The following is a 25025-nucleotide window of genomic DNA, read 5'->3' as shown; positions in this document are numbered from 1 at the left end:
CCGCCCAATCCTCCCTCTCCCCCCGCTCACGCGCAAACGAAGTTTGCGCTGACGCGACAGGCGGACCTCCGGTCCGCCGAAAGCGGGGAGAGGGTCGGGGTGAGGGGGATCCGCTTCGAAGATCTCTTCGGCTGCGCCGAACCCCCTCATCCTAACCTTCTCCCCAGGGGGGAGAAGGGATCCTGCCGAAGGGACACTCCACCATGACCAGCCTGACCGACAGTTCCGCCGACCTCGCCCGCGCCGAGCGCAAGGCCCGCCGCGCCCATTCCCTGAACCGCATCGCCTCCGCCCTGACCGCCGTCGGGCTCGGCTGGCTGGCGCCGCTGCTGCGGCTCGCCGCCGGCGAGAATCCGCGCCGGCAGGGCGTCGAGCTGTGGCGCCAGATCGGCATCCCGCTGACCGCCATCCTGCTGTTCCTCGCCGCCTGGGGCTGGGCCGCCCCGCAGGTGCAGACCAGCCTCGGCGCCATCCCCGGCCCGGCCCAGGTGTGGGAGCAGGCGACCAACCTCTATGCCGACCACAAGGCCGAACGCGCCAAGGAAGCCGCCTTCTACGAGCGCCAGGCCAAGCGCAACGCCGAAATCCTGGCCAAGGATCCGGCGGCGGAGGTCAAGACCCGGCCCTATGCCGGCAAGCCGACCTATCTCGACCAGATCCTCACCAGCCTGAAGACGGTCTTCATCGGCTTCCTGCTGGGCGCGCTGGTCGCGGTGCCGCTCGGCGTCGCCAGCGGCCTGTCGCCGACCGTCAATGCCGCGCTCAACCCGCTGATCCAGATCTTCAAGCCGGTGTCGCCGCTGGCCTGGCTGCCGCTGGTGACCATGGTGGTCAGCGCCACCGTGTCGGGCAACGACCCGCTGTTCGAGAAATCCTTCCTGACCTCGGCCATCACGGTGACGCTGTGCTCGCTGTGGCCGACGCTGATCAACACCGCGGTCGGCGTGTCCTCGATCGACCGCGACCTGATGAATGTCGGCAAGGTGCTCCGGCTCTCGGGCGTCACCATGGTCCGCCGCCTCGTGCTGCCCTCGGCGCTGCCCTACATCTTCACCGGGCTGCGGCTGTCGCTGGGCGTGGGCTGGATGGTGCTGATCGCGGCGGAGATGCTGGCCCAGAATCCCGGCCTCGGCAAATTCGTCTGGGACGAGTTCCAGAACGGCTCCTCCAGCTCGCTGGCCCGGATCATGGTGGCGGTCTTCACCATCGGCCTGATCGGCTTCCTGCTCGACCGCGTGATGCTGGCGCTCCAGTCCGCCGTCAGCCACGGCCCCGCCCGCTGACCCCGACATCATAGGAGCAACGACCATGGCGATCCTGGAGCTGAAGGGCGTCTCGAAATCCTACGGCGACGCCAAGATCCTGCGCGACATCGACCTGTCGGTCGAAGAGGGGGAGTTCGTCGCCATCGTCGGCTTTTCCGGTTCCGGCAAGTCGACGCTGATCAACCTGATCGCCGGGCTGGCGATGCCCGATGCCGGCGAGCTTCTCTACCGCGGCAAGCCGGTCAGCGGCCCCGGCCCGGAGCGCGGGCTGGTCTTCCAGTCCTATTCGCTGATGCCCTGGCTCAGCGTGAAGGAGAATGTCGCGCTCGCCGTCGATGCCGTCCACAAGGACAGGATCGGGTCGGAGCGCGGCGTGCTGACCCGCCGGGCGGTGGAGACGGTGGGGTTGGGCCATGCCGCCGACCGCAGGCCGAAGGAGCTGTCGGGCGGCATGCGCCAGCGCGTCGGCTTCGCCCGCGCGCTCGCCATGAGCCCGGAGATGCTGCTGCTGGACGAGCCGCTGTCGGCGCTCGACGCGCTGACCCGCGCCAAGCTGCAGGACGAGATCGAGGCGATCTGGCGCAAGGACCGCAAGACCGTCATCCTCATCACCAACGATGTGGACGAGGCGATCCTGCTGGCCGACCGCATCATCCCGCTGACCCCCGGCCCGAACGCCACGCTCGGCCCCGCCTTTTCCGTCGACCTGGCCCGCCCGCGCGACCGCACCGCCGTCAACCATGACGAGGATTTCAAGCGCCTGCGCGCCGCCGTCACCGCCTACCTGATGGAGGCCGGCGTCGCCCGCGCCACCGGCGGCGGCGGCGAAGAGCTTGCCCTGCCCGACCTGAAGCCCAACACCGCCGCCCCCCGCCCAAGGCCTATATCGAGGCGCTGGGCGGGCGCGGGATGGAGGACCGCTATCTCGAATTCACCCGCCTCACCAAGACCTTCGCCACGCCCAAGGGTCCACTGACCGTGGTCGACGGCTTCGACCTGAAGATGCGCAAGGGCGAGTTCGTGTCGCTGATCGGCCATTCCGGCTGCGGCAAATCCACCGTGCTGTCGATGGTCGCCGGGCTGGCCGACGTCACCAGCGGCGGCATCGTGCTGGACGGCCGCGAGGTCGACGGTGCCGGCCCCGACCGCGCCGTGGTGTTCCAGGCCCCCAGCCTGTTCCCCTGGCTGACCGCCTTTGAGAACGTCATGCTCGGCGTCGACCGCGTCTTCCCCCATGCCGGCAAGGGCGAGCGCGCCGACGTCGCCCGCTATTACCTCGCCCGCGTGGGGCTCGGCCATGCCATGGACCGCAAGGCGTCGGAGCTGTCCAACGGCATGAAGCAGCGGGTCGGCATCGCCCGCGCCTTCGCCCTGTCGCCCAAGCTGCTGCTGCTGGACGAGCCGTTCGGCATGCTCGACAGCCTGACCCGCTGGGAGTTGCAGGAGGTGCTGATGGAGGTGTGGGCGCGCACCAAGGTCACGGCGGTCTGCGTCACCCACGACGTCGACGAGGCGCTGCTGCTGGCCGACCGGGTGGTGATGATGACCAACGGCCCGAACGCGAAGATCGGCCATATCCTGGAGGTCGACATCCCGCACCCGCGCACCCGTCAGTCCCTGCTGGAGCACCCGCGCTATTACGAGTACCGGGCGGAGCTGCTGAACTTCCTGGAGGGCGGCCACGCCGGAGCACCGAAGAAGGCGGCCTGACCGCCCTCTCCCGCGTCTCCCCGCGGTCGGCGGAGCTTGGGGTCACTGCATGACGGTGCGCAACCGTCCGGGACGTGAGGGCACGGCATCGGCGTGAGCTCGGCCGCCGTCCGGCAGTCCTTTTCACGACCCTCCGATCCCGCCGGATCGGGGGGTCCGCTTTGCCGCCCCTTGACGGACAGGGTCATGACGCTTCTGCTGTTGACCCATTGCGGTCATTCGGCGCTCAACATGAGAGGCGATGTTCGTCAACCCGCAGCGTGACGACCACGCCCTCCTGAGGCCAGTCGAAGGCAATGGAGCCGCCAAGGTCGTCAGACACCGCGTGATGAATCATCCTGCTTCCGAAGCCCGAACTCGCGGTGGGGGCCACAACAGGGGGGCCGCCTCTCTCGACCCAAAGGATAGACAACTCTACTTCATCGCCATGAGTGCTTGCCGACACATCCACCGCGCCATTTGGTACGGAGAGCGCGCCGTATTTGAGCGAATTAGTCGCCAATTCATGGACGACCAAGGCCAGTGGTGTAATAGCCTTTTCTCCGACGCCAAGCCTCGGCAGCGAGACGCGAATACGTCGTGCGCCTATGGTCTCTAAGTCGTAAGGGCTAAGCAGGATTGAGAACAGGTCGCCAAGTAACACTGTCCGCGCCCTGCTCCCCTCCGTGGGGCGCACGAGACTGTGGGCGCGCCCCAAGGCCATTAGGCGGTTTCCGAGATCAGCGGCCATGCCCTCGACCGTCGTCGCCGACGACGCGGCGATGTGGGTCAGTGTCGATGCGATCTGCAACAGGTTCCGCACCCGATGACTCATTTCGCCTGCAAGCAACTCATTGGCTTCCTCGGTCTGCTTGCGCTGAGTCACATCGAGGAAAACCCCGAACATCACGCGGAGGGCTATGCCTTTGTCGTCGCCCTGGCCCCGAGCCGAAATCCAGCGAATCTCGTTGTCTAACTTGAGGCGAAAGTCGACCTCAAAGCTGCCCAGAGTTCGGCGCGTCGCCGCAAATGCCGCCCTCACCCTATTCCGATCCGCAGGGTGGATATGCGAGGACAACTCCTCGAAGGTCACATGCGGGCTCGAGGGATGCCCCCATAGATTGAGTGATCGATCATCCAATGAAATTTCATCGGAATCGACGTTCCACGACCACAAGCCGACCTCAGCCCCCTCTATGGCAGCCCGCAGATGGTCAACATCCCATACGATATGAGTGGGCATACTGAGTGTGCTCCGGAGTAGCCGCACCGGCTAACGTCTTTCTTCAACAGGGAAAGGGTAGGAAGGATGTCGGCGAATTACCCCTCCCCCCCCGAAGAGTTGGGCACATTTGTTCCGGCCATCTCGCCCTATGTCCCCTCCTGCCGCAAACCGCGCCCTGACCATCGGTCCGCTCATCATCTGTCGGCAAGCGGCCTGCCTTGACGGCAGGCCCTTGGAGAGATCCCGAACGAGCGGCGGAAGGCATGGCCGAAAGCGCTCTGCGAGGTGTATCCGACTTTGCTCGCGATGCTGGCGACATCGGCGTCACCCCGTCCCAACGCTGCGCGGGCGAGGGTAAGGCGCCAGGCCCGCACATAGGCGAGCGGCGCCTGCCCCACGCGGCGGGTGAAGTGCGCGGAGAAGGCGGCGCGCGACATGTTGGCAACGGAGGCGAGCTGCGCCACGGTCCAAGGTCGCGCGATATCGTCATGGACGGCGCGCAGCACCCGGCCGAGCCGGGGATCGGACAGCGCGCCGAGCCAGCCCATCCCGGCCGCCTCGCCACCGTCGGCATGGGCCCGGACCGCCTCGACCAGCAGCACTTCGGCAAGGCGGGCGGTCACGATGCCGCGGCCCAGGCGAGCCTGCGCCATCTCGTCCCCCAGCAGGGCGAGGATCGTCGCCACCGAACCCGATCCGGGGGAGGATCGCGGGATCAGCAGGAAATCCGGCAGCATGTCGAGCAGGAAATCGGCGTTCCCCTCGGCGAAGGAGACACTGCCGCCGATCGAGATCATATCGCTGCCGCCAAGCTGCACGGCGTCGCGGCCGGGACTGCCGAAGAGGCTCCGGCCATCGGTGCGGGGCAACGCCGGATCGCTGGCGACCGCATAGGGCGTGCGTCCGATGAGACAGACATCCCCGGCGCCCATCAGCCGGGGGGCATGATCCGGAAGGATCAACCAGCTCGTGCCCTTCAGCAGTGCTACGAACTTCAGCCGGTCGAGCGCCGGAAATTCCAGCGACCAGTCGTTCGCGGCTTCCAGCCGCGTCAGGCGGCTGATCCTGGGGCCGAGGACGTCGAGGACGTCCGACAGGGGATCGGCCGCCTCCCGAGACGATTGCGACAAAATCACGGACCCTCTCCCACAGACAATCCTGCAGCATCCCTGAACTGTGCATGCGGAGGAGAAGGACAATGGGTATCGAAGGCAAGGTCGTCGTCATCACCGGCGCAAGCAGCGGCATAGGCCGCGCCACCGCGACGCTGCTGGCTGACCGGGGTGCGGTCGTCGTCCTGGGCGCCCGCCGGGAAAGCGTGCTGGCCGACCTGTCGGGCGGGATCGCCGCCGCCGGCGGGACGGCCGTCCACAAGGTGACCGACGTTCGCCGGCGCGACGATCTCGACGAACTCGTCGAGCTTGCCGTCACCCGGGGCGGCAGGCTCGACGTCTGGATAAACAGCGCGGGGATCGGACCGATCTCCCGCTTCGACGCGCTCCGTGTCGAGGATTGGGACGCCATGATCGACGTCAATCTGCGCGGCACGCTCTATGGGATCGCTGCCGTGCTGCCGGTCTTCCAGCGTCAGCGGTCCGGCCACATCATCAACATCGTTTCGACCGCCGGCCTCAAGATCCTTCCGACGATGGGGGTCTATGCCGCGACGAAGAACGCGGTGCGCACCGTCACCGAAGCCCTGCGGCAGGAAGCGGGGCCGCATCTGAGGGTGACCGAGGTTTCCCCGGGCTTCGTTGCAACCGATTTCGCAAGCTCCATGACCGATGCCGCGATGAGGGAGGCGATTGCAAAGCGTGCCGCCGATATCGCGATCCCGCCGGAGGCGATCGCCCGCGGCATCGCCTATGCGATCGAGCAGCCGGACGATGTCGATGTCGGCAGCATCGTGATCCGGCCGACGGCGCAGGACTGACTGTCCGTATCCCTGTCCGCCCCTACGCGCCATCCGGTATCGGGGAGCACCGCCATCCGGAAACCCCACCGAAGCACCATCGACAAGCCGGCCCCGCGGGGCCAGCTTATCGTCTTTCGACCTTCAGGACAGACGGGGGACAGGAGATGAAGCGCGTGACCCTGCCGGACGGCACCGACGTCCCGGCTCTCGGCCAGGGCACCTGGATGATGGCGGAGGGGATGATGGCGGAGGGGCGGGGCAACCGCGCCGCCGAGATCGCCGCGCTCCGGGCCGGCATCGACCATGGCCTGACCCTGATCGACACCGCCGAGATGTATGGCGACGGCGCCTCGGAGTCGCTGGTGGGCGAGGCGATCGCCGGCCGGCGCGACGGGCTGTTCATCGTGACCAAGGTGCTGCCCAGCAACGCGTCGCGCACCGGCACGGTGAAGGCGTGCGAGCGCAGCCTGAAGCGGCTCGGCATCGACCGCATCGACCTCTATCTGCTGCACTGGCGCGGCGGCGTGCCGCTGGCCGAGACGGTGGAGGCGTTCGAAACCCTGCGCGCCGCCGGCAAGATCGCCCGCTGGGGCGTCTCCAACTTTGACGTCGACGACCTGGAGGAACTGGCCGAGGTCGCCGACCTGCAAGGCTGCGCCGTCAATCAGGTGCTCTACAATCCCGAACACCGCGGCATCGAATATGATTTGCTGCCCTTCCAGCACACCGCGCGCATGCCGGTGATGGCCTATTCCCCGATCGGCCAGGGCGGCGGCCTGCTGCGCTCCCCGGCGCTGCTGGCGGTGGCGAAGCGCCATGACGCCAGCCCGGCGCAGGTGGCGCTGGCCTGGGCAGTGCGGCAGCAGGGCGTGATCGCCATCCCCAAGGCAGGCACCGCCGCCCATGCCGTCGAGAATGCCGCGGCCCTGCGCCTGAGCCTGACCGCCGGGGATCTGGCGGAGATCGACCGGGCCTTCCCGCCGCCGCGCCGCAAGCAGCCGCTGGCGATGATCTGAGGGGAGGGGCGGCCTCCCGCCCCCACACCCCGCCCCGCCCCGCCGTGCGCCTGCGTGCCTGCATGCCTGCCGCCACCCCTATGGACCGCATGCCGCAGCGTTCCGGCTCGTATCATGCCGGCGGCAGGGACATGCGCTCGCGGGCTCGCAGAATTCCCGATTTATTTATTTTAAAAGATCAGAGTTTCACATTTTTTCCCTTGGGAAATCCTGGAAACTCCATCAGACAATCGACAATACACTTCCCTCACAATAAGACTCTGGACGTGAATTTTTCCCGATTGAAATATTTACACCATGGAACCATGGACTTGTTTTCGGCTATAAGCCGGCTCTCGTCCATGACTTTTGACGAACGCACTTTATGAGGGAGTTTCTTGAATGGACATCCACCCCGACCGTCTCGGCAAGATTGCTATTCTTGCGGCAATCAGTTCCCGGGAGGAAGAGGACATATTCAAGGAGCACATTGCAAAGAACACGAAGATCAAGCTGGGCTTCACCATGGTTTCCGGATCAAGGTCCGATGTAACCCGGACATTCGTCAAGTCGATCGTCGGATGTGCCTTGCAGACGAACCTCATTCACCACCACCACAACGAGATCCATGCCGTGATCCATGCCGGGCTGGAGTGCCTGAAGGGCCTCAGCTCGGACGTCGCCGCCGAATCGAGCCTGAAGGTGAAGGTCGCCATCGCGACGGATGGCCGCTGGCTCGTCGTCGCCGCCTATGGCGAATCCGCCTTCCACCCGGAAACCAACCATGAGCGGGTCGGCTTCGGCGTCATGCACATCTGACCGGCCCGCCTCCTACCCCCGGCGGATGGAGGCCAGGAAGCCGTCGACCTCCCCCTGAAGCCTGTCGGATTGCTGGGCCAGGGTCCGGGCCGCGGCGAGAACCGAGCCGGCCGCATCGCCGACCCTGGCCGACGACTGGGTGACGCCGGCGATGTTGGCCGACACCTCGCCCGTGCCCTGGGCGGCCTGGCTGACGTTCCGGGCGATTTCGTGGGTCGCGGCGGCCTGTTCCTCGACCGCCGACGCGATGGTCGACGCGATGCCGTTCAGCTCGGCGATGGTGCCGCCGATGCCGCGGATGGCGCCCACCACATCCTTCGAGATCCCCTGGACGGCGGCGATCCGCTGGGCGATGTCGCCGCTCGCCTGGGAGGCCTGACGGGCCAGCGCCTTGACCTCGTTCGCGACCACGGCGAAGCCCTTGCCGTGCACGCCGGCGCGGGCGGCCTCGATGGTCGCGTTCAGGGCCAGCAGGTCGGTCTGCGAGGCGATGGACTGGATCAGGCCGATGATCTCGCCGATCTTGCCGGCGGCGGCCGACAGCTCCTCGACCGTCGCGTCAGTGCGGCGGGTCTCCTCGACCGCCTTGCCGGCGATCTGCGCCGACCGGGCGACCTGCTGGCCGATCTCGCCGATGGAGGCGGTCAGCTCCTCGGACGCCGAGGCGACCGTCTGCACGTTCGTCGTCGCCTGCGTCGCCGCCGCCGCCACCGCGGTCGCCTGTTCGCTGGCGCTGCCGGAGGTGAGCGACATCGCCTGCGCGGTGTCCTGCATCTCCGACGCGGCGGCGCTCAGGGTGCGGGAGATGGCGCCGACGCTCGCCTCGAACTCCCGGGCGACACGCTCCATCTCCTCCCGCTGCCGCTCGACGGCCTGCCGCTTGGCGTCCTCCTGCTCCCCGCGCAGCCGATCGGCCTCCTGCGCGCTCGTCTTCAGCACCTCCACCGCCCGGGCGATGCGCCCGATCTCGTTGTGATGGTCGGTGAAGGGGACCGGCGCCGTCCGGTCGCCGTGGGCCAGCCTGTCCAGCGTGCCGCACAGGGCGGACAGGGGCCGGGTGATGCCGCGCCCGAGAAGGACCGCGCCGACGCCGGTCAGCACAAGCGCCACCAGGCCGGTGCCGGCGAGGTCGACGGCCCGCTTGCGCACCGCCGCATCCACGTCGTCGACATAGACGCCGGCCTGGATCGCCCATTGCCACGGCGCATAGCCGCCGACATAGCTCAGCTTGGGCAGCGCTTCGGTGCCGCCGCTGCGCGGAACCGCATATTCGGTGAAGCCGCTGCCCTGCCGGGCGATCCCGATCATGTCATGGACCAGCCGCCGGCCGCTCGAATCGGTGTAATCCATCCGATTGACGCCCTCGTTCCGCGGATTGCTGTGGACGAGGGTGACGCCGTCGAACCGGTAGACGCCGTAATAGTCGCCGTCCCCCCACCGCATCGACCGCAGGGCACGCTTGGCGAGATCCTGTGCCTGCTCCGTCGTCAGGCGGCCGGCCGCCACGTCCTCGTCATAGGTTCCGACCATCTTGAGGACGCTGCCGACCATGTCGCGCAGCTTTTCCTGGCGCTCCGCCAGGATGGTCTGGCGCAGGCTCATGATTTCGCCGACCGAAACGGCACAGAAGGCGACCGCCGAGATCCCGATGATCGCGGCGAGTCGCCAGAACACGGACAGATGCTTCATGTCGAATGATCCCGATAAGAGCACCGCTCAGCGGCGGTCGAGCGTGATGACGCTCTCGATCCGGTGGCACACGATGGCCGCGAGGATGGCCTTGACGATGTCGCCGGGCACGAACAGCACCGTTCCGGACAGGGCCTTCCACCAGCCCAGCCCGATGACCAGCGAGAGCCAGGCCACCCCGCAGGCGTGGATGACGATCACCCCGCCGAGCAGGCAGGCGGCGAGGTTGCCCAGGCCGCGCGTCACCGGGTTGCCGATCCCCGCGAAGCTGCGGGCGAGGACGCCGATGAGGAAGGCGGCCGGGATCCAGCCGTAGAGAAACCCGGCGGTCGGCCCGACGAGCACGCCGAAGCCGCCGCGGCCGCCGGCAAGGACGGGCAGCCCGATGGCGACCAGCGCGACGAACACCGCCATCGCCGTCGCCCCCCGGCGCGGGCCGAGCAGCAGGCCGGCCAGCATCACGCCGAAGGTCTGCAAGGTTATCGGAACCGGCAGGATGCCGAGCGGAATCGGCGGCGTGGCGCCGAGCGCCACCACCAGTCCGGCGCCCAGCGCCGCCAGGGTCAGGTCACGGAAACCGAGGGAGGGGGCGACGCTGGTCATGAGACGGCTCGCGAGGAAAGGGGTTGCGCCGCGACGGACCTGCGCCCGTCGCGGCGGTCGGTGCCCGCCGGGGATGTCGAGCGCAGGTCGACCGCCTCGGCGATCTCCCCGGCACGCAGCAGGATGCGCAGCCCGAGCGGCACCGTCAGGGCAAGGGCAAGGGCAAGAACGGAACGGTTGCGCCCGCGCAGCGCCTGGGCCTCGCGGATCTCCGCGATCTCCTCCGCCATCACCGGCACGAAGCGGACCGCGAGCATCAGGGTGAAGGCGCACCGCCCGGCGTCGAGCAGGCCGATGCGCTCCAGCGGGCGCAGCAGCGCGGCCAGCGCGGCGCAGAGCTCGGCCCAGCTCCACAGCGTCGTGACGATCTGGGCGGCACAGACCAGCGCCGAAAAGCGCAGGAAGAGCCGGAGGCCGCTGAGCCCATCCCCCGTCGCCGCATCGAACAGCGCGGTGACCGCGACGACCAGCAGCGCGGCCCTGACCTGCCGGAAGGCGTCCCGGACCGAGCCGTCGGCGACGGCCAGCCCGGCGGCGGCGGCGACCGCGGCCATCGCCAGCAGCTCGAAGCGGTCGATCCAGGCCAGCAGCGTGCCCAGGCCGGCGAGGATGCACAGCGCGGCGACGGCTCCCGACAGTCCCGCCGGCTTGCCGCGGGATGTGCCGGAAAATGTGCCGGAAATTCCGCTCATCCGTACCTCCGCCGATAGAAGGCGACCGCGTCTGCCGGATCGCCGTCGGCGACGATGCGCCCGTCGCCGACCACCAGCACCCGGTCGAACCCGGCGACGAGGTCGAGGTCATGGGTGACGACGACCGCCTGTTGCGGCAGGCCGTCGAGAACGCCGCACAGCCGGTTGCGGTTGGCGAGGTCGAGCTGCGAGGTCGGCTCGTCGAACAGGATGGTGCGCGGGCCGCGCGCCAGGACGCCGGCCAGCGCGACCAGCTGGCGCTCGCCGCCTGAAAGCTCGTGGATGCGCCGGTCGGCCAGCCTGCCGATGCCGAGCCGGCCGAGCGCCCCGGCGATGGCGGCGGCGGCCTCCTCCGCGCTCCCCTCCAGGCCGAAGGCCAGATCCTCCCGCACGATGGGATAGACGATCTGGTTGTCGGCGCTCTGGAACAGGAAGCCGGTGCGCCTCCGGACCGCCGCGGCATCGTCCGTGGGCGAAAGCCCGTCGATGCTGACGCTGCCCGACGTCGGCGCGAGCAATCCCACCATCAGTTTCAGCAGGCTCGACTTGCCCGAGCCGTTGAGGCCGAGCAGGCCGATGCGGCGCTCGCCGAGCACCAGATCGATCCCGGCAAGCGTCCTCATGCCGCCGCGGTCCAGCCGGACGTCCGAGAAGACGATGGTCTGGCCGGCGGAACCGGGCTCGCAAGGCGTTTCGGCGGCGGGCATGTCATCGGTGACCGGGACGGCCGCGGCCGTCTTCAGCGGCGGCACCGGGTAGAAGGCCACATGGCGGATCGATCCGCGGCTGAGCAGGACCGAACCGCCGCCACTCCCGCCGCCACCGGCGGCAATCGCGGTCCGGCCGACGCCTTCGCCGAAGGCTTTGGGCAGGCGGCGCAGCAGGTCCGGCAATCGATGCATCAGGCTCATGGTGACTTTCCTCCCGGTTGGCGTCGGATCACGCCAACCGCCGCGGGTCGGCAACTCTCAGGAACGGAACTCTCGGGACCGGGATCTCAGCCGAAGATCGCCTTCATCGCGATGAAGCCGATCGACGGGCAGACCAGGCAGCCGAAGCCGGTGTAGAAGGTCGCGGTCAGCGCGCCGTAGGGGACGAGGCGCGAGTCGGTGGCGGCAAGGCCGGCGGCGACGCCGCTGGTGGTTCCCATCAGTCCGCCATAGACCATCGCCGAGGCCGGGTTGGTCAGGCCGAAGGGCTTGGCCAGGAACGGCGTCAGGATCATCACCGCGATGGACTTCACGACGCCGGCGGCGACGGACAGGGCGATGACGGTGGAGGAGGCGCCGACCGCCGTGCCGGTCACCGGGCCGACGATGAAGGTCACCGCCCCGGCGCCGATGGTGGTCAGCGAGGCGGTGTCGCGGTAGCCGAAGCCATAGGCGACGGCGACGCCGATCACGAAGGCGATGCTGGTCCCGATGACCAGCGACAGGACGCCGCCCAGGCCGGCCTTCTTCAACTCTTCCAGATTGACGCCGTAGGCGGTCGAGACGATGCAGAAGTCGCGCAGCATGGCGCCGCCCATCAGGGCGAAGCCGGCGAACATCGAGAGGTCGGCGATGCCCTTCTTGCCGCCGGTGGAGATGCCGCCGACATAGGCGAGGATCAGGCCGATGATGATCGCCACCGCCGACCCGTGGATGCGGCCCTTGGTGATGTTCTTGGAAAAGGCGTAGCAGAGCCAGGTCAGGATGCCGACGACCACGAAGGCGAAGATCAGCGGACGGTCGCCGATCAGGGAGGTTAGGAATACGTTGCTCATGGCGATTGCTCCCCGACTAGGCTTTCTTGGGCTCGGCGTCGTCGCCGAAGGTTGAGGTCGAGGATCCTGCGAGCGCCGCGAGCGGGCGGATCAGCACGAAGCAGGCGACGACGGAGAGAATCCCGGCGAGGAAGGCGATCCAGCCGCCCGACAGGGCCGCCGCGACGTTCTGGGTCGCCGCCATGGCGATGACGACGGGGATGTACATGGCGTTCCAGAACATGATGCCGTCTTCCGACGCCTTGGGCAGCCAGCCCTTCTTCTTCATCCACGGCGTCATGAAGACGAGCAGAAGCATGGCGAAGCCGACACCGCCGATGTCGCCGGGAATTCCGAGCAGAATACCGAGAGTAAGGCCGATGGATGTTCCGATGAACATGCACAGGCCCAGGACCATCACACCGTAGATGATCATTTGGCGTATTCCTCGAAGAGAATGGCGGCATGGGCCCCGAAGGGATGGTGGCCGACATTCAAGGGTGGTTTATTTTCTGTGAAACCACATCGACTTCACCGCTCGCCAATTCTGTCAGAACTGTTCGATGGAAGCCGGGCTTCCGGGACGTGCCGAAGCAGGCCCCGGAAGCGCTTTGCTCAGCTCACTCGACGACCATCAGCAGGGCGCCCGGCTTGACGCGGTCGCCGACCGCGACGGCGATCGACTTCACGGTGCCGTCGACCGGGGAGATCAGCGGGTTCTTCATCTTCATCGCTTCCAGCACCGCCAGCTCGGTGCCCTTGGTCACGGCGTCGCCGACCGCGACCTTGATGGCTTCGATCTTCGACGGCATCTTCGACTTGAGTTCCATGGTGTCTTTTCCTTGGCTGAATACGGGCCTTGCGGCCCTGGTTGGTTGGATGAGGGGCCTCGCGGCCCTGGTTCACGGCGCCGGGCCGATCGGGGGCATCGTGTCGATCTCGTCGAGCACCCGGCGCCGGTCGACGAGACGGACGCCGTCCATGCCGCGGCCTGCGACCGCGGTGACGTCCGACACGAGTTCTTTGAGCTTGATGCCGAGGCCGCCGGGGGTGGCGACCTCGACGTCGCAGGATCGGTCGTGCCGGCTTGCGAACCCCGCAAGCGCGGCATGGAAGGAGCGCAGTCCGGCGGTCGAGCGGGCGATGACGACCGCGTCGATGTCGGAGCACGGCTCCAGGTAGGGCAGGCCGGTCAGCGCCTGGAGCGCCGCCGATCCGAACAGGCCGACGGCGATCCCGTGGGCGCGGCCGAGCTCGGCCAGCTCCAGCAGTTCATCCGCTTCCGGGAAGGCGCCCGCCGCGATGCGGCCGGCGACCTCCCACGGCGTATGGACCGCGCCGACGCCGCCGCAGGGCAGCGTCACGGCGGAGCGCACCCGCACCCCGTCCTCGCGGAAGGGGAAGGACACGCCGATCTGGATCGACCCTGCCGGCAACGGCGCCTTGGGCGCGCAGACGATTCCGGGAATCGCCGTTGCGAGAAAGACGTCATGGATGCGCTCCGCCACATCGGGGCGGCGATGCATCGGCAACAGGCCGTCGCGGAGCGCATCGGCGACGGGACGGCGATGGGCCGGCCCGATGTCGATCATGACGTGCCGGGTCAGCGCCGGCAGGGTCGATGGGGTGAGTGGTGCGGCTGTCATCGCGTCTTCGTCCAGGTCGGATCGGTCTTGGCCATCGCCTGGACGTCGGTCTGGGCGCGGACGAGATCGTCGAAGGCACGGGTGGCGACCGGGCCGCGCACCTCGAAGGGCTCCGTTTCCCGGCCGATGCCCTGACCGATGCCGGGAACGAGATGCAGGACCGTGGCCGGGGCCGAGGTCTGAAGCTCGGCATCCACCTTCACCACCCGGCTCTTGATGCGCAGGATGGTGCGGGCGGCCCGCTCGACGGTCTCGCGGCTGGCAAGCGTCGTGGCCCGGACGAAGACCTCGTATTCCGGATGGGTGCGGCGGCGGCGATAGGTGATGATCCGCCCGGTCGGGGAGCAGGCATGGCCGGTCTCCGAGATCGGGAAGCTGTCGCCCGTCGGCAAACCGCCGACCACCAGTTCCGCCCACCCCTCGCCGGCCGGCGACGGTGCGAGCGTGAGATCGTCGCGCACCGGATGGCCGTCGAGGGTGAGCCAGCCGAACTCCTGGCAGCCGTAGAGGTCGTGGACCGGCCAGCCGAAGGGCTCGACCCGGCTCAGAAGGTCGAGATCCAGCGGCGTGCCCGCCACGACGATGCGGCAGTGTTCCGGGAGGTCGGCGGCGAGGCCGAGAGACAGCGCCTCGCCGATGCTGGCCCGGATGAAGGAGGATTCCCCCAGCACGATGTCCGGACGCTGCCGGCAGAAGGCGGTGATGAAGGCGCCGCGGCTCGACCGGTCGAGAAAGAACCATTCGATGCCGCAGCGCTCCAGCGCCAGACGGGAGAAGACGTTGACCAGCGGCGGGTAGGTGACGAGCATCCGGTCGCCCGGCTTCGCCCCGATCGCCTCCATCACCCGGCGGGTCGCGTCGCAGCGCGCCTCGAGCTCGCTGTGGGCGACGCCGACGATGTTCTGGAACGCCGACGATCCCGTCGTGAAGGTCAGGTAGGCGAGGTTGAAGGGGGTGTGCACCTCCTCGACGATGTGCGCGGCCGTCGGACCGGCGATGCCCTTTTCCGCCAGCGTGCGGCGCGGCATCTCGGCGAAGGTCGGCACGGTCGAGAAGGCGTCGGCGACCGCCGCATAGTGTTCGAAGATCTCGGACATGACACACCCCTTTCCTCTACGCCCCGTTGCGCGTCGTCAGCCGGCCTGCGGACGGAAGCGGTCCTCGACGGCGGCGAACTCCGTGCGCAGCAGCGCCTGGACCGTCGGGCGCACCGTGCGTCCGCCCCGCTCGGCGCCGAGGGCGCCGCGGCCGCGCGGACCGGTCAGCGCCTTGGCATCGGACTTGGCCTTGCGGATGTCGGCGATCTGGGCGGCGATGGCCGGGCGCATGCCGTCGATGGTCTCGACCAGCTGCTCCACCCCGCCGAGCTTGAAGAAGAAGGCCGGGCCGGCGGCGAACACCGGGTTCGCCTTCGCCAGTTCCTCCAGCAGCTCGACGTCCTTCTTGATGATCCGCGACACCGAGGTGATCGGCATGACGTGGATCATCGTCTGGAATTCGGAGGTCAGCGACAGGATGCGGTCGGCCTGGAGGCCGTGGCAGAGGAAGGCGCCGGAGATGGCGCGTCCCACCACCATGGCGACGATCGGATGGCCGGCGAGCCGCGCCTCGGCCAGCGCCAGCTGATAGGCGCCGGTCGCCTTGTTCATGCCGAAGATCTCCTCGACCTTGCCCGGACCGTTGCCCGGGGTGTCGACGATCAGCACGATCGCGCGCTTCTTGGCCGCTTCCTTCTCGGCATCGGCGGCAAGGGTGGCATAGACGGCCTGCGCCATCTTGTAGCCTTCCTCCAGGCCGATGATGCCCGAATAGACGACCGGGAACTTCTCGTTGAAGGCCTCGGCGTCAGAGGCGATGACGGTGACCGTCTCCCCCTCCAGCAGGGCGGTGCCGACCACCGCGCCGGGGCCGAAATCCGGGTCTTCGAAGGTCCGGGCGCCGACGGTGCCCTCGGTGAAGCTGCCGGCGTCGACGATCAGGTCGATGGCCGCGCGGCCTTGTCCCAAAAGTGTTTCCATGGGGTCTTTCTCCCGATCACAGGGCCAGACGGCGGACGGACTTGCGGAAGTCCGCGAGCGGGCCGTCGGCCAGACCGACGGGGTCGTTGTTGCCGGCATGGCGCCAGACGTCGCGCGCGTCGTCCGGCTTCAGCTCCGCGGCCAGCGCGACGCCGCGCAGCTGCTTCTCGACCAGCTCCGGCGACCCGATCCGGCGCATCGCCTCGAAGGACGCGACCGGCAGGGCGCACAGCTCGGCGAGCTGGGCGCGGAAGGCGGCGACGCTGTCGTCCACCAGGAAATTGGCGTCGCCCATCACGTATTTGTGACGGCCACCGGTGGTGCGGTACACCAGGGCGCGGTTCGAGGCGTCGAACTCGTCCTTGCCCATCTCCTGCTCGATCACCTCCGGGCCGGTCAGGCCGAGGCGGCCGAACTCGCTCATCACGATGGCGTCGGTGGCGGCGGCGACGAAGCCCATGCCGCCGAAGCAGCCGATGCGCGAGCCGATCAGCGCCACGACCGGCACCTTGTGGCGGGCGCGCTGCAGGGCGTCCATCACCTCGGCATGGGCGAGCAGGCCGGCATTGGCCTCGTGCAGGCGGACGCCGCCGGTCTCGAAGGAGATGGCGACCAGCGGCCGCGCCGACGCCGGCAGGTCGGGATATTCGGCGACGAGGCGGTCGTTGAACTCGATCGCCATGTCGATGATGCCGACCATCTTGGCGCCGCCGACCTCGCCGACCGACCCGCCGATGAAGCGGCCTTCCTGCGAGATGACGAAGACCGGGCGGGCGCCGATGCGGCCGACGCCGGTGACGATGCCGTCATCGTTCTCCACCGCTTCGCCGAGCGCGACGAGGTGGGGGCTGACCAGGCGGTCGAACGGACCGCCGAGCTCGACGAAGCTCCCCTCGTCGACGAGGCCGACGGCGCGGTCGCGCGCGTTGCATTCCAGGAAGGAATTCGTCTGGAGTCTGCTCCAGTTGGGCATGCTCTGAACTCCCGGCTTCAGGCCCGCGCCTCGGCCAGCGCCTGACGCAGGCGCAGGGCGACGATGGCGGGCGAGGCGTTGTTGTCGTTGATCTCGATGGACAGGCCGGCCAGCCCGGTCTCGGCGATGAAATGCTCGACCACGCGCTTCCACAGGGCGTCGAAGCCCTTGACCGGGGTCACGATCCGCACCGACACGGCGCTGCCGGCGGCCTTGGGTTCGAGCAGCACTTCAAGGTCGCCGGAGCCGACCACGCCGCAATGGGCCCGGCCGGGAAGGGAGACCGACCGGCCATCCCCGTCGACGGTGAATTCGATTGTTTCCAGAGACATGAGGGACTCCGATCACCAGTTGCGGAAGCGGGCCGGCGGGTTGTAGAGGCCGCCCGAGATGTCGACGAGGTCACGCATCGAGCGGGCCGCGAGCAGGTCGCGGTTGGCGCGGTTGCGGTCGATGCCGAGGTCTTCCGGGGTCTTGAAGATGTTCGCCTCGCGCAGGCGCCTGGTCTCGGCCGGATCGGCCTTCATGCCGACCTCGGTGTAGCCGGCGGCGGCGCGGATGGCGGCCATGCGGGCGGCCATGTCAGGCGCGCGGTTGAGGTAGGCGACGCCTTCCTCGGTGACGATGTGGGTGACGTCGTCGCCGTAGATCATCACCGGCGGCAGCTCGAGGCCGGCATTCTCGGCCAGCTGCCAGGCGTCGAGCTTCTCGACGAAGGTCGGGGCGCGGGCCTCGCCGAAGGTCTCGGCGCCCTGGACGACCAGACGCTTGCCGCGCGGCATGTCGCCGATCTGGTCGGCCATGTGCGGGACTTCCTGGCCGCATTTCAGCCAGCTCTCGGTCACATGGCGGCGGCCCTTGGCGTCGCAGCCCATGTTCGGCGCGCCGCCGAAGCCGGAGACGCGGTTGGCCGTCGCGGTGGAGGAGTTGCCCCACGGGTCGATCTGCAGCGTGCCGCCGATGAACATGTCGAGCGCGTAGTGGCCGGCGGTCTGGGCGAAGGCGCGGTTGGAGCGCAGCGAGCCGTCCGGCCCGGTGAAGAAGATGTCGGAGCGCGCCTTGACATACTCCTCCATGCCCAGCTCGCCGCCGAAGCAGTGGATGGTGTCGACCCAGCCGTCCTCGATCGCCGGGATCATCGTCGGGTGCGGGTTCAGCACCATGTGGGTGCAGACCTCGCCCTTGAGGCCCAGTTCGGCGCCGTAGGTCGGCAGGATCAGCTCGATGGCCGAGGTGAGGAAGCCGATGCCGTGGTTGATCCGCTTGACCTTGTACTCGGCGTAGATGCCCTTCAGGGCCAGCATGCCGAGCAGGATGTGGTTGTCGGTGACGAGGCCGGGATCGCGGGTGAACAGCGGCTCGATGAAGAAGGGCTTCGGGCTCTCGACCACCGCGTCGACCCAGCCGGCCGGGATGTCGACGCGCGGCAGCTTGTCGACGATCCTGTTCACCTGGGCGATGACGATGCCCTGGCGGAACTTGGTCGCCTCGACGATGACCGGCGTGTCCTCGGTGTTGAAGCCGGTGTAGAGGTTGCCCTCGCGGTCGGCCTCATAGGCGCAGATCAGCGAGACGCGCGGCGTCAGGTCGAGGAAATAGCGGCCGAACAGCTCGAGATAGGTGTGGATGGCGCCGAGCTGGATCTTGCCTTCGCGGATGAACTTGGCGACGCGGCCCGACTGCGGCCCGCCGAAGGCGAAGTCCAGCTTCTTGGCGATGCCGCGCTCGAACATGTCCAGGTGCGAGGCCAGCGGCACGCAGGACTGGACCATGTGCAGGTCGTGGATCTCGGCCGGATCGACCTTGTTCAGGCAGTCGGCGAGGAAGTCGGCCTGCTTCTGGTTGTTGCCTTCGATGTTGACGCGGTCGCCGGAGCGGATCACCGCCTTCAGCAGGGCGACGGTGTCCTCCGGCTTCACCCGCTTGCCGGCGCCGATATAGGGCGCGGCGGCCTCCATGCGCTGGCGGGTGTCGGCTGCGAGCTTGTCCCACCGTTGTTCGGTCTTCATGAGAATGCCCCCATGTGGGTCTTGTGAAGGTGCGAGGGGATCGGGGCCACGGGCGGAGCCGTGCCGATTTCCCCGGAATGGATTTCGCCGGAATGGACGTCGCGGACGGTTCCGGCGGCGTCGCGGATGCGCAGCGCCCCGTCGCCCGCGAGGCCGATGAGGGTGGCGCAGATTTCCTCGTCGCCGTCGTCCAGCCTGACGACCCGTCCGAGATGGAGGGCGTGGTCGGTCCAGGTCGCGGCGAAGGCGGACAGCCCGTGCCGTTCCCAGAGCCTCACCCAGCGGTCGAAGGCCGCGCACAGGGCTTCCACGAAGGCGCCGCGGTCGACCGGACGGCCCGCCAGCGTCGCCAGGGACACCGCCCTGTCCCGCAGCTCCGCCGGGAAGCCGGCGTCGGGGATGGCGAGGTTGATCCCCATGCCGATCACCGCGAAATCGAGGTCGCCCTCACCGTCGCAGGCCGCCTCGGCGAGGATGCCGCAGATCTTGCGGCCGCCGGCCAGCAGGTCGTTCGGCCATTTGACGCCGGCCTCGACCCCGGTCGCCGCGAGGATCGCCTCGCGCAGTGCGACCGCGGCCAGCAGCGGCAACTGGGCCGCCTCCCGCAGGCCGCGCCCGGTCCTGACCAGGACCGACAGGCAGAGGCTGCCGTCGGGGGTGGAGAACCATCCCCGCTCGCCCTTGCCGCAGCCGGCGGTCTGGTCGCGGGCGATCAGGACCGTTCCGTGCGGGGCGCCGGTCCGGCCGATCTCGACCAGCCGGCGGTTGGTGCTGTCGAGCCGGTCGGCCTCGATGACGATCCGGCCGATGCCGTCGCTCCGCTCGATCGCGGAAAGCCGCGTGGCACCAGGATCCTGGAAGGGAACGGTTGGCATGGGATCGATCTCCGAAGCCGGAAGCCGGGTCAGTGCGCGGCGACGAGGCCGATGGTCGAGGCGAAGATGCCGACGGCGATGGCCGAGACGATCAGGCCGCAGACGTTGGCGCCCATGGCGACCGGAAGGACCATCGCGTAGGGGTTGTCCTCGGCGGCGACCTTCTGGGCGAGCTTCGCGGTGGTCGGCACACAGGACACGCCGGCGATGCCGACCAGCGGGTTGAAGCCGTTCTTGTTGAACATCCACACGACCCAGCCGCCGAGCAGGCCGCCGATGCCGGACACCAGCAGCGCGGTGATGCCGAGGACGAGCAGGATGGCGACGCGGCTGTCCAGCAGGGTCGAGGCTTCGCAGAGCACGCCGAGCACCAGGCCGAGCATCAGGGTCGACGAGTAGGTGATCGTCTTTTCCAGCAGCTCCTGGTACGGCTCGATCTCCGCTTCCTTGATGGCGACGCCGAGGAAGAAGGACATGATCAGCGGTGCTGCGACCGGCAGCAGCAGGCAGAGCAGGGCGGCGGCAACGATGGTGAAGATGAACTTCGACTTCGACGAGACTTCCGGGAAGCTCATCTCGACGTCGATGGCCCGGTACTTGGCCGGAACCAGCAGCTTCATCAGGTACGGATAGCCGGCATAGGTCAGCGACAGGTAGAGATAGGCGATGATCGAGATCGGAACGAAGAGTTCCTTGGCCATGATCAGCGAGGCGAACAGCACCATCGGGCCGTCGGCGCCGCCGATCGAACCGACCGCGGCCGCTTCACCGGGGGTCAGGCCGCAGTAATAGCCGATCACCAGCGTAACGAAGGTGCCCATCTCGGCGAAGATCGCGCAGGTCATCGCCGCCCACGGACGGGCGAGGATGAAGGAGATGTCCGCCATGGTGCCGATGCCGAAGAACAGCATGCAGGCGACCAGGGAATTGGAGAAGGCGAAGTTGTAGATCGGCTGCAGGAAATAGATCTGCATGTCGTTGACGAGCTGGATCGGGTCCGAGATCATCGGATCCAGCATCAGCGTGCCGATCTTCTCAGCCTGCAGGAACATGACGCCGGCGTTGACGCACATCATCGCGATGCCCATCGGCACCATGATGAGCGGCTCCAGCGTGCGCTTGAAGCCGAGATAGGCCAGCAGGAAGCCGAAGGCGATCAGGGCGAGGCGGGCGAAGGCGATCGTCGGGTCCTGGACGAACAGCGTGCCGATGCCGGGAAAGATGGTGAAAAGCTGCTGTAGCATGGGGGTGATCTCCTCAGCGCACGGCTTATTCGGCTGAACCAGCCATGGTTTTGTTGAGCAGAACGATCACCCCGATGACGGCGTAGGCGATCACCGCGGTGAGGCCGTAGGCCATCAGCGCGTAGGTGACGACGTTCATGGATTTTCTCCGGGAACAGGGGCGGGGGGCGGGTCGAAGCGGGAGGTGGCCGAAGCCGGGAAGCTCTCCGCTTCGAGCAGATGGACGGCGGCGGTGACCGCCAGCAGGTCGGCGGCGCCGCCGGGGCTGAGCCGGCGGGCGACACAGTCGTCGGCGAAGCGGTCGATCCCGGCGAGGCCGCTCCCGGTGAGCGCACCGCCGAGATCGCGCACGGCGGCGGCGCGCTCGCGGACGAAGGCGAGGCCATCGGGTCCGCCGCGCCACAGCACGGTGGTATCCTCGGCCTCGGCGACGATGGCGACGAGCGCATGGAGAAGGGCGCGGTTGAGCCCGGCTTCCTGCGCCAGGGCGGCGCGCAGGGCCGGCAGACCGTGCTTGGCGACGGTCGGGAAACCGGCCTCGGCCTCGCCGCGGATGCCGGTGGCCCCGTGCCGGGCATAGAGAATCTCGCCGGCGGTCAGGCGCTCGCGGTCGCAGCCCTCCAGTTCGCGTTCGACGATGCCGCGGGTGATGGCGGCGGCGGCAGCGAACAGGCGGTCGGGCGAACAGGGGCGGTGGCCGTCATCGGAAAGGCCGTCATGGGACAGGCCGTCATGGGACAGGCCGGCGGCGGCGGCGGTGAGGCCGAGCGCGAAGAGCGCCCCGCGCTGGGTGTTGACGCCGTTGGAAGCGGCGAACAGGCGCCGGTCATAATCGCGGCCGACGGCGCGGATCAGCGGCAGCACGGCCGGTGCGGATCCGGAATGGGCCGCCCCGGAATGGGCGAGGCCGATGGCGGCGCAGCGATGGAAACAGGGAGCGATGGCCGCGGACGTCAGCATGAACGTCTGCAGATCCATGTCGGCATGCGATCCCATCGAGCGCGGCGTGACGAGGCCGGGCTTGGGATGGACGGAAACCTCGAGGAGAATGCCGGTCAGGCAGGCCGAACCGATGGTCCAGGCGGCGGATGCCGTCTCGTCATGCCGGTGCGGGGAGGTTCTGTGTGCGGCAAGGCCGGCAAGAGGTGACAAATACATGATGGCAATCCATCAGGCATCGTCCACAGGAGACACGCTCCGCAGACGAACCCAATAACGACGTCCATGTCATCCGACACGGGTCGTTGGGAGATCACCGTCACGCAGTCACTGTATCACTTGGTGAATACCCGGCGAGCCCTCCATCATTTCAATCGATGCGAGGCGGGCCGGAGTCCGATTTGGTCGATCACTTTTCTCTTTGCCAACCTCGCGACCTCGAAGATTGGCTGACGAACGAATGACATGGCCGATCGGGCAAGTCAATGGACCAAAGTCGTACCTCAAGGGTCGATTGAGCGAATAATAGCCATAACCCGATTGATTTCTAAGCACATAGCCGGCGACCTGCGGCGGCATGCCGCATCCATTCAACGACATCTGTTCCGGTCTCGACTGATGGTGGATTCAACTTGTCAGTCTCTGACCGATGGTGTCGCGGGACCGCGGCAATCTTCGGGGTCGACGGCGCAGGCAGCAAATTTCACTGCCCGGTCTGCAATCTTACAGCGTCGAAAGCATCGCCGGCACGATCATCGCGGGACGTTGCCGCCCGGTAATCGTCGCCGCCTGAGCCGCCAAAATGTCGCAATCGACAATATCGACAAAGTACCGGCAACCCAGTAACGTTTCACCGACTGATATATAAGATCGTTTCGTTTCCCGCCCTCCAGTTGTTCCGGTTGCGGATGATCGGCCCGTCGCCTTCCCCTCTTTGCCGGGATGGCGCGAACACATCCCGTCGGATTCGAAAAACAAAGAAAGGTTGCATCATGAAAGCAGCCACGGCGGCGGCGTTTCCGGTCCTTCTGCTGCCCTCCCCCACCCTTGCGGCCGAGGCCGGACATGTCGCCTACGCCACCGGCGGCGGCGCCCAGGCGACCGTCGGGCTGCTGCTCGTCGCGCTGTTCGGGCTGCTGATCGCCGAGGTCTGCCACAAGACCCTGGCAGCCGCCGCGATCGTCGGGACGATGCTGGTCATCTCGGCGGCGACGCCCCTGAAGATCATGGATTTCACGGTGGCCGCCCAGGCGGTCGACTGGAACGTGATCTTCCTGCTCGGCAGCATGATGGCCATCGTCTCGATCCTGATCGAGACGCGGGTGTTCGACTGGCTGAACGCCCGCATGGTGCGCTGGGCCGGGGGGCGGCCCGGCGTGCTCGCCAACATCGTCATCACCGCCACCGCCCTGCTCTCCGCCTTCGCCGACAACGTCACCACGGTTCTGTTCCTGGCGCCGGTCGTCTCCAAGGCGGCGAGGAGCCTGCGCCTGTCGGTGTGGGCGCTGGCGATGCCGATGATCATGGCGGCGAACATCGGCGGCACCGCCACGCTGATCGGCGACCCGCCCAACGTCATCGTCGGCGTGGCCAGCGGCCTGACCTTCATGGACTTCATCGCCTTCCTGGCCGTGCCGATCATCGTCATGATCGTGGCGCTCTGCGCGCTGTCCGCCGTCTGGTACCGCCGCGACCTCGCCGGATCCCATGCCGACGAGGCGGCCGGCGAGGAGGTGGAGCTGCGCGACCCCGAGGTGCTGGTCTGGACGCTGGGCATGGTCGGGCTGACCTTTCTGGGCTTCTTCACCCACAGCCTGACCCACCTGCCGGTCGGCGTCATCGCCTTCGGCGGCGCGGTGCTGGCCATGCTGGGACGCCATGCGATCCTGCGGCGGCGACTCGGCGCGAAGGCGGCGGACCACGCCTTCGCCCATTGCTTCGAGCGCGGCATCGAGTGGCTGACGCTTGGCTTCTTCATCTTCCTGTTCATGGCCATCAGCGCGGCCGAGCACACCGGGCTGATCGCCAGCGCCGCCGCCCGGCTGCAGGATCTGGTGGAGGCGGTGTCGGCGGGGCTCGGGCTCGGGCTCCAGGCGAAGCTGCTGATGGCCGGGCTGCTGATCCTGCTGTTCAGCGCGGTCGCGTCGGCGGTGGTCGACAACATCCCCTACACCATCGCGGCGGTGACGATCGTGCGGGTTCTGGTGGCGGGCTTCTCGGCCGAGTTCGAGGAGACCGGAATGGCCGCGGCGGACATCGGCCTGATGACAAACATGCTGTGGTGGTCGCTGGCGCTGGGGGCCTGCCTGGGGGGCAACGGGACGCTGATCGGGGCGAGCGCCAACGTGACGACCGTCGGCATCCTGGAAAAGGACGGCCATCACATGCCCTTCGTCGCCTTCCTGACGTTCGGCGTGCCGGTGATGGCGATGACGGTGCTGATCGCGGCCGTCTATCTCGCCTGCTACGTCTATGTCGGGCCGGTCAGGACCAACGTGATCGGGGCGGCCGCCCTTGCCCTGCTCGCCACGCTGGCCGCCGCCCGGCACCTCGCCCGCCGCCCGCTGCGCGCCCTGCCGGCGACGGTGGAACAGCCGGACTGAACAGGTTTCTACCCGCGAAGGGTTGGCGCAGGGGCCTTGAGAACCCCCTGCCGCGGCCCTATCGTCCGTGTTGCCACGGACA

At 68.0% G+C, this 25025-nt stretch carries 25 protein-coding genes; 7 read left to right on the top strand and 18 right to left on the bottom strand.

Translation table 11 applies throughout. The features are described 5' to 3' along the window. Positions 1-203: 203 nt before the first annotated feature. The 3 genes from AL072_RS31195 to AL072_RS35885 are packed head-to-tail and all read left to right on the top strand — an operon-like array spanning position 204 to position 2975. Positions 204-1283: an ABC transporter permease gene (locus tag AL072_RS31195; protein ID WP_045584836.1), complete on the top strand. Its 1080-nt coding sequence runs from the start codon at positions 204-206 to the stop codon at positions 1281-1283. Between the two features lie 25 nt (positions 1284-1308). After that, positions 1309-2241, top strand: coding sequence for an ABC transporter ATP-binding protein (locus AL072_RS35890; RefSeq protein ID WP_245637067.1), 933 nt, complete (start codon positions 1309-1311; stop codon positions 2239-2241). Further along, positions 2175-2975 carry an ABC transporter ATP-binding protein gene (locus AL072_RS35885; RefSeq protein ID WP_245637066.1) on the top strand — a complete coding sequence of 267 codons (801 nt, stop codon included), beginning with the start codon at positions 2175-2177 and terminating at the stop codon, positions 2973-2975. Before AL072_RS35890 ends, AL072_RS35885 begins: the two co-directional genes overlap by 67 nt. 226 nt (positions 2976-3201) lie before the next feature. Here AL072_RS35885 and AL072_RS31185 read toward each other — a convergent pair whose 3' ends face one another. Both AL072_RS31185 and AL072_RS31180 read right to left on the bottom strand, forming a co-directional pair. Continuing rightward, on the bottom strand, positions 3202-4197 hold the full coding sequence (locus tag AL072_RS31185; RefSeq protein WP_045584834.1) for a sensor histidine kinase: 996 nt from the start codon (positions 4195-4197) through the stop codon (positions 3202-3204). Between the two features lie 176 nt (positions 4198-4373). Then, positions 4374-5315: an AraC family transcriptional regulator gene (locus tag AL072_RS31180; RefSeq protein WP_045584833.1), complete on the bottom strand. Its 942-nt coding sequence runs from the start codon at positions 5313-5315 to the stop codon at positions 4374-4376. A 62-nt stretch (positions 5316-5377) separates the two neighbouring features. Between AL072_RS31180 and AL072_RS31175 the strand changes: the two genes are divergently transcribed. From AL072_RS31175 to AL072_RS31165, 3 genes are all read left to right on the top strand, one after another. Further along, positions 5378-6112 carry an SDR family oxidoreductase gene (locus AL072_RS31175; protein ID WP_045584832.1) on the top strand — a complete coding sequence of 245 codons (735 nt, stop codon included), beginning with the start codon at positions 5378-5380 and terminating at the stop codon, positions 6110-6112. A 146-nt stretch (positions 6113-6258) separates the two neighbouring features. Continuing rightward, on the top strand, positions 6259-7110 hold the full coding sequence (locus AL072_RS31170) for an aldo/keto reductase (RefSeq protein WP_045584831.1): 852 nt from the start codon (positions 6259-6261) through the stop codon (positions 7108-7110). Between the two features lie 381 nt (positions 7111-7491). Beyond that, positions 7492-7908, top strand: a complete 417-nt coding sequence (locus AL072_RS31165) for a HutP family protein (protein WP_045584830.1) — start codon at positions 7492-7494, stop codon at positions 7906-7908. Positions 7909-7920: 12 nt separating this feature from the next. On the opposite strand, the gene AL072_RS31160 is transcribed toward AL072_RS31165, so the two are convergent. From AL072_RS31160 to mdcB, 16 genes are all read right to left on the bottom strand, one after another. Further along, entirely contained in the window at positions 7921-9597 is a 1677-nt protein-coding gene (locus AL072_RS31160; RefSeq protein WP_045584829.1) for a methyl-accepting chemotaxis protein, read from the bottom strand. A gap of 27 nt (positions 9598-9624) precedes the next feature. Then, on the bottom strand, positions 9625-10200 hold the full coding sequence (locus AL072_RS31155) for a biotin transporter BioY (protein ID WP_045584828.1): 576 nt from the start codon (positions 10198-10200) through the stop codon (positions 9625-9627). After that, positions 10197-10892: a CbiQ family ECF transporter T component gene (locus AL072_RS31150; RefSeq protein WP_052710315.1), complete on the bottom strand. Its 696-nt coding sequence runs from the start codon at positions 10890-10892 to the stop codon at positions 10197-10199. The genes AL072_RS31155 and AL072_RS31150 overlap by 4 nt, the downstream gene beginning before the upstream one ends. Then, positions 10889-11803 (bottom strand): energy-coupling factor ABC transporter ATP-binding protein, encoded by a 915-nt coding sequence (locus AL072_RS31145; RefSeq protein WP_245637065.1) that lies wholly within the window; start codon positions 11801-11803, stop codon positions 10889-10891. The genes AL072_RS31150 and AL072_RS31145 overlap by 4 nt, the downstream gene beginning before the upstream one ends. A gap of 86 nt (positions 11804-11889) precedes the next feature. Further along, positions 11890-12657 (bottom strand): malonate transporter subunit MadM, encoded by a 768-nt coding sequence (madM, locus tag AL072_RS31140; protein WP_045584827.1) that lies wholly within the window; start codon positions 12655-12657, stop codon positions 11890-11892. Positions 12658-12673: 16 nt separating this feature from the next. Beyond that, positions 12674-13072, bottom strand: coding sequence for a malonate transporter subunit MadL (gene madL / locus AL072_RS31135; RefSeq protein WP_045584826.1), 399 nt, complete (start codon positions 13070-13072; stop codon positions 12674-12676). 184 nt (positions 13073-13256) lie between these two features. Continuing rightward, complete coding sequence (locus tag AL072_RS31130; protein WP_045584825.1) at positions 13257-13466, bottom strand: biotin/lipoyl-containing protein; 210 nt, start codon at positions 13464-13466, stop codon at positions 13257-13259. Positions 13467-13538: 72 nt separating this feature from the next. Continuing rightward, the gene (gene mdcG / locus AL072_RS31125) at positions 13539-14282 is read right to left on the bottom strand and encodes a malonate decarboxylase holo-[acyl-carrier-protein] synthase (RefSeq protein WP_052710314.1); all 744 of its coding nucleotides are present in this window, start codon (positions 14280-14282) and stop codon (positions 13539-13541) included. After that, positions 14279-15379 (bottom strand): AMP-binding protein, encoded by a 1101-nt coding sequence (locus tag AL072_RS31120; protein ID WP_045584824.1) that lies wholly within the window; start codon positions 15377-15379, stop codon positions 14279-14281. The genes mdcG and AL072_RS31120 overlap by 4 nt, the downstream gene beginning before the upstream one ends. Before the next feature lie 36 nt (positions 15380-15415). Beyond that, positions 15416-16300: a biotin-independent malonate decarboxylase subunit gamma gene (mdcE, locus tag AL072_RS31115; protein ID WP_045584823.1), complete on the bottom strand. Its 885-nt coding sequence runs from the start codon at positions 16298-16300 to the stop codon at positions 15416-15418. Positions 16301-16316: 16 nt separating this feature from the next. Beyond that, entirely contained in the window at positions 16317-17273 is a 957-nt protein-coding gene (locus AL072_RS31110; protein WP_045584822.1) for a biotin-independent malonate decarboxylase subunit beta, read from the bottom strand. Positions 17274-17290: 17 nt separating this feature from the next. Then, positions 17291-17605 (bottom strand): malonate decarboxylase acyl carrier protein, encoded by a 315-nt coding sequence (gene mdcC / locus AL072_RS31105; RefSeq protein WP_045584821.1) that lies wholly within the window; start codon positions 17603-17605, stop codon positions 17291-17293. Between the two features lie 12 nt (positions 17606-17617). After that, positions 17618-19282 (bottom strand): malonate decarboxylase subunit alpha, encoded by a 1665-nt coding sequence (gene mdcA, locus AL072_RS31100; RefSeq protein ID WP_045584820.1) that lies wholly within the window; start codon positions 19280-19282, stop codon positions 17618-17620. After that, positions 19279-20157, bottom strand: coding sequence for a biotin--[acetyl-CoA-carboxylase] ligase (locus tag AL072_RS31095; protein ID WP_063840386.1), 879 nt, complete (start codon positions 20155-20157; stop codon positions 19279-19281). Before AL072_RS31095 ends, mdcA begins: the two co-directional genes overlap by 4 nt. A 29-nt stretch (positions 20158-20186) precedes the next feature. Continuing rightward, positions 20187-21401 carry a Na+-transporting malonate decarboxylase, carboxybiotin decarboxylase subunit gene (gene madB / locus AL072_RS31090; RefSeq protein ID WP_045584819.1) on the bottom strand — a complete coding sequence of 405 codons (1215 nt, stop codon included), beginning with the start codon at positions 21399-21401 and terminating at the stop codon, positions 20187-20189. Positions 21402-21536: 135 nt separating this feature from the next. Then, positions 21537-22559 (bottom strand): triphosphoribosyl-dephospho-CoA synthase MdcB, encoded by a 1023-nt coding sequence (gene mdcB / locus AL072_RS31085; protein WP_052710313.1) that lies wholly within the window; start codon positions 22557-22559, stop codon positions 21537-21539. Between the two features lie 773 nt (positions 22560-23332). On the opposite strand from mdcB, the gene AL072_RS31080 reads away from it, so the two are divergent. Next, on the top strand, positions 23333-24943 hold the full coding sequence (locus AL072_RS31080; protein WP_045584818.1) for an ArsB/NhaD family transporter: 1611 nt from the start codon (positions 23333-23335) through the stop codon (positions 24941-24943). Positions 24944-25025: the final 82 nt, after the last annotated feature.

Source organism: Azospirillum thiophilum, from assembly GCF_001305595.1.
Classification (GTDB): Bacteria; Pseudomonadota; Alphaproteobacteria; order Azospirillales; family Azospirillaceae; genus Azospirillum; species Azospirillum thiophilum.
Note: the sequence above shows the minus strand (reverse complement) of the source record. Positions and strands in the feature narration are given on the sequence as shown.

Bases quoted from the DNA above. Each gene is read 5' to 3' on its own strand.
- AL072_RS31195 (WP_045584836.1), top strand. From the start codon at position 204: ATGACCAGCCTGACCGACAGTTCCGCCGACCTCGCCCGCGCCGAGCGC.
- AL072_RS35890 (WP_245637067.1), top strand. From the start codon at position 1,309: ATGGCGATCCTGGAGCTGAAGGGCGTCTCGAAATCCTACGGCGACGCC.
- AL072_RS35885 (WP_245637066.1), top strand. From the start codon at position 2,175: ATGGAGGACCGCTATCTCGAATTCACCCGCCTCACCAAGACCTTCGCC.
- AL072_RS31185 (WP_045584834.1), bottom strand. From the start codon at position 4,197: ATGCCCACTCATATCGTATGGGATGTTGACCATCTGCGGGCTGCCATA.
- AL072_RS31175 (WP_045584832.1), top strand. From the start codon at position 5,378: ATGGGTATCGAAGGCAAGGTCGTCGTCATCACCGGCGCAAGCAGCGGC.
- AL072_RS31170 (WP_045584831.1), top strand. From the start codon at position 6,259: ATGAAGCGCGTGACCCTGCCGGACGGCACCGACGTCCCGGCTCTCGGC.
- AL072_RS31165 (WP_045584830.1), top strand. From the start codon at position 7,492: ATGGACATCCACCCCGACCGTCTCGGCAAGATTGCTATTCTTGCGGCA.
- AL072_RS31160 (WP_045584829.1), bottom strand. From the start codon at position 9,597: ATGAAGCATCTGTCCGTGTTCTGGCGACTCGCCGCGATCATCGGGATC.
- AL072_RS31155 (WP_045584828.1), bottom strand. From the start codon at position 10,200: ATGACCAGCGTCGCCCCCTCCCTCGGTTTCCGTGACCTGACCCTGGCG.
- AL072_RS31150 (WP_052710315.1), bottom strand. From the start codon at position 10,892: ATGAGCGGAATTTCCGGCACATTTTCCGGCACATCCCGCGGCAAGCCG.
- AL072_RS31145 (WP_245637065.1), bottom strand. From the start codon at position 11,803: ATGAGCCTGATGCATCGATTGCCGGACCTGCTGCGCCGCCTGCCCAAA.
- madM (WP_045584827.1), bottom strand. From the start codon at position 12,657: ATGAGCAACGTATTCCTAACCTCCCTGATCGGCGACCGTCCGCTGATC.
- madL (WP_045584826.1), bottom strand. From the start codon at position 13,072: ATGATCATCTACGGTGTGATGGTCCTGGGCCTGTGCATGTTCATCGGA.
- AL072_RS31130 (WP_045584825.1), bottom strand. From the start codon at position 13,466: ATGGAACTCAAGTCGAAGATGCCGTCGAAGATCGAAGCCATCAAGGTC.
- mdcG (WP_052710314.1), bottom strand. From the start codon at position 14,282: ATGACAGCCGCACCACTCACCCCATCGACCCTGCCGGCGCTGACCCGG.
- AL072_RS31120 (WP_045584824.1), bottom strand. From the start codon at position 15,379: ATGTCCGAGATCTTCGAACACTATGCGGCGGTCGCCGACGCCTTCTCG.
- mdcE (WP_045584823.1), bottom strand. From the start codon at position 16,300: ATGGAAACACTTTTGGGACAAGGCCGCGCGGCCATCGACCTGATCGTC.
- AL072_RS31110 (WP_045584822.1), bottom strand. From the start codon at position 17,273: ATGCCCAACTGGAGCAGACTCCAGACGAATTCCTTCCTGGAATGCAAC.
- mdcC (WP_045584821.1), bottom strand. From the start codon at position 17,605: ATGTCTCTGGAAACAATCGAATTCACCGTCGACGGGGATGGCCGGTCG.
- mdcA (WP_045584820.1), bottom strand. From the start codon at position 19,282: ATGAAGACCGAACAACGGTGGGACAAGCTCGCAGCCGACACCCGCCAG.
- AL072_RS31095 (WP_063840386.1), bottom strand. From the start codon at position 20,157: ATGCCAACCGTTCCCTTCCAGGATCCTGGTGCCACGCGGCTTTCCGCG.
- madB (WP_045584819.1), bottom strand. From the start codon at position 21,401: ATGCTACAGCAGCTTTTCACCATCTTTCCCGGCATCGGCACGCTGTTC.
- mdcB (WP_052710313.1), bottom strand. From the start codon at position 22,559: ATGTATTTGTCACCTCTTGCCGGCCTTGCCGCACACAGAACCTCCCCG.
- AL072_RS31080 (WP_045584818.1), top strand. From the start codon at position 23,333: ATGAAAGCAGCCACGGCGGCGGCGTTTCCGGTCCTTCTGCTGCCCTCC.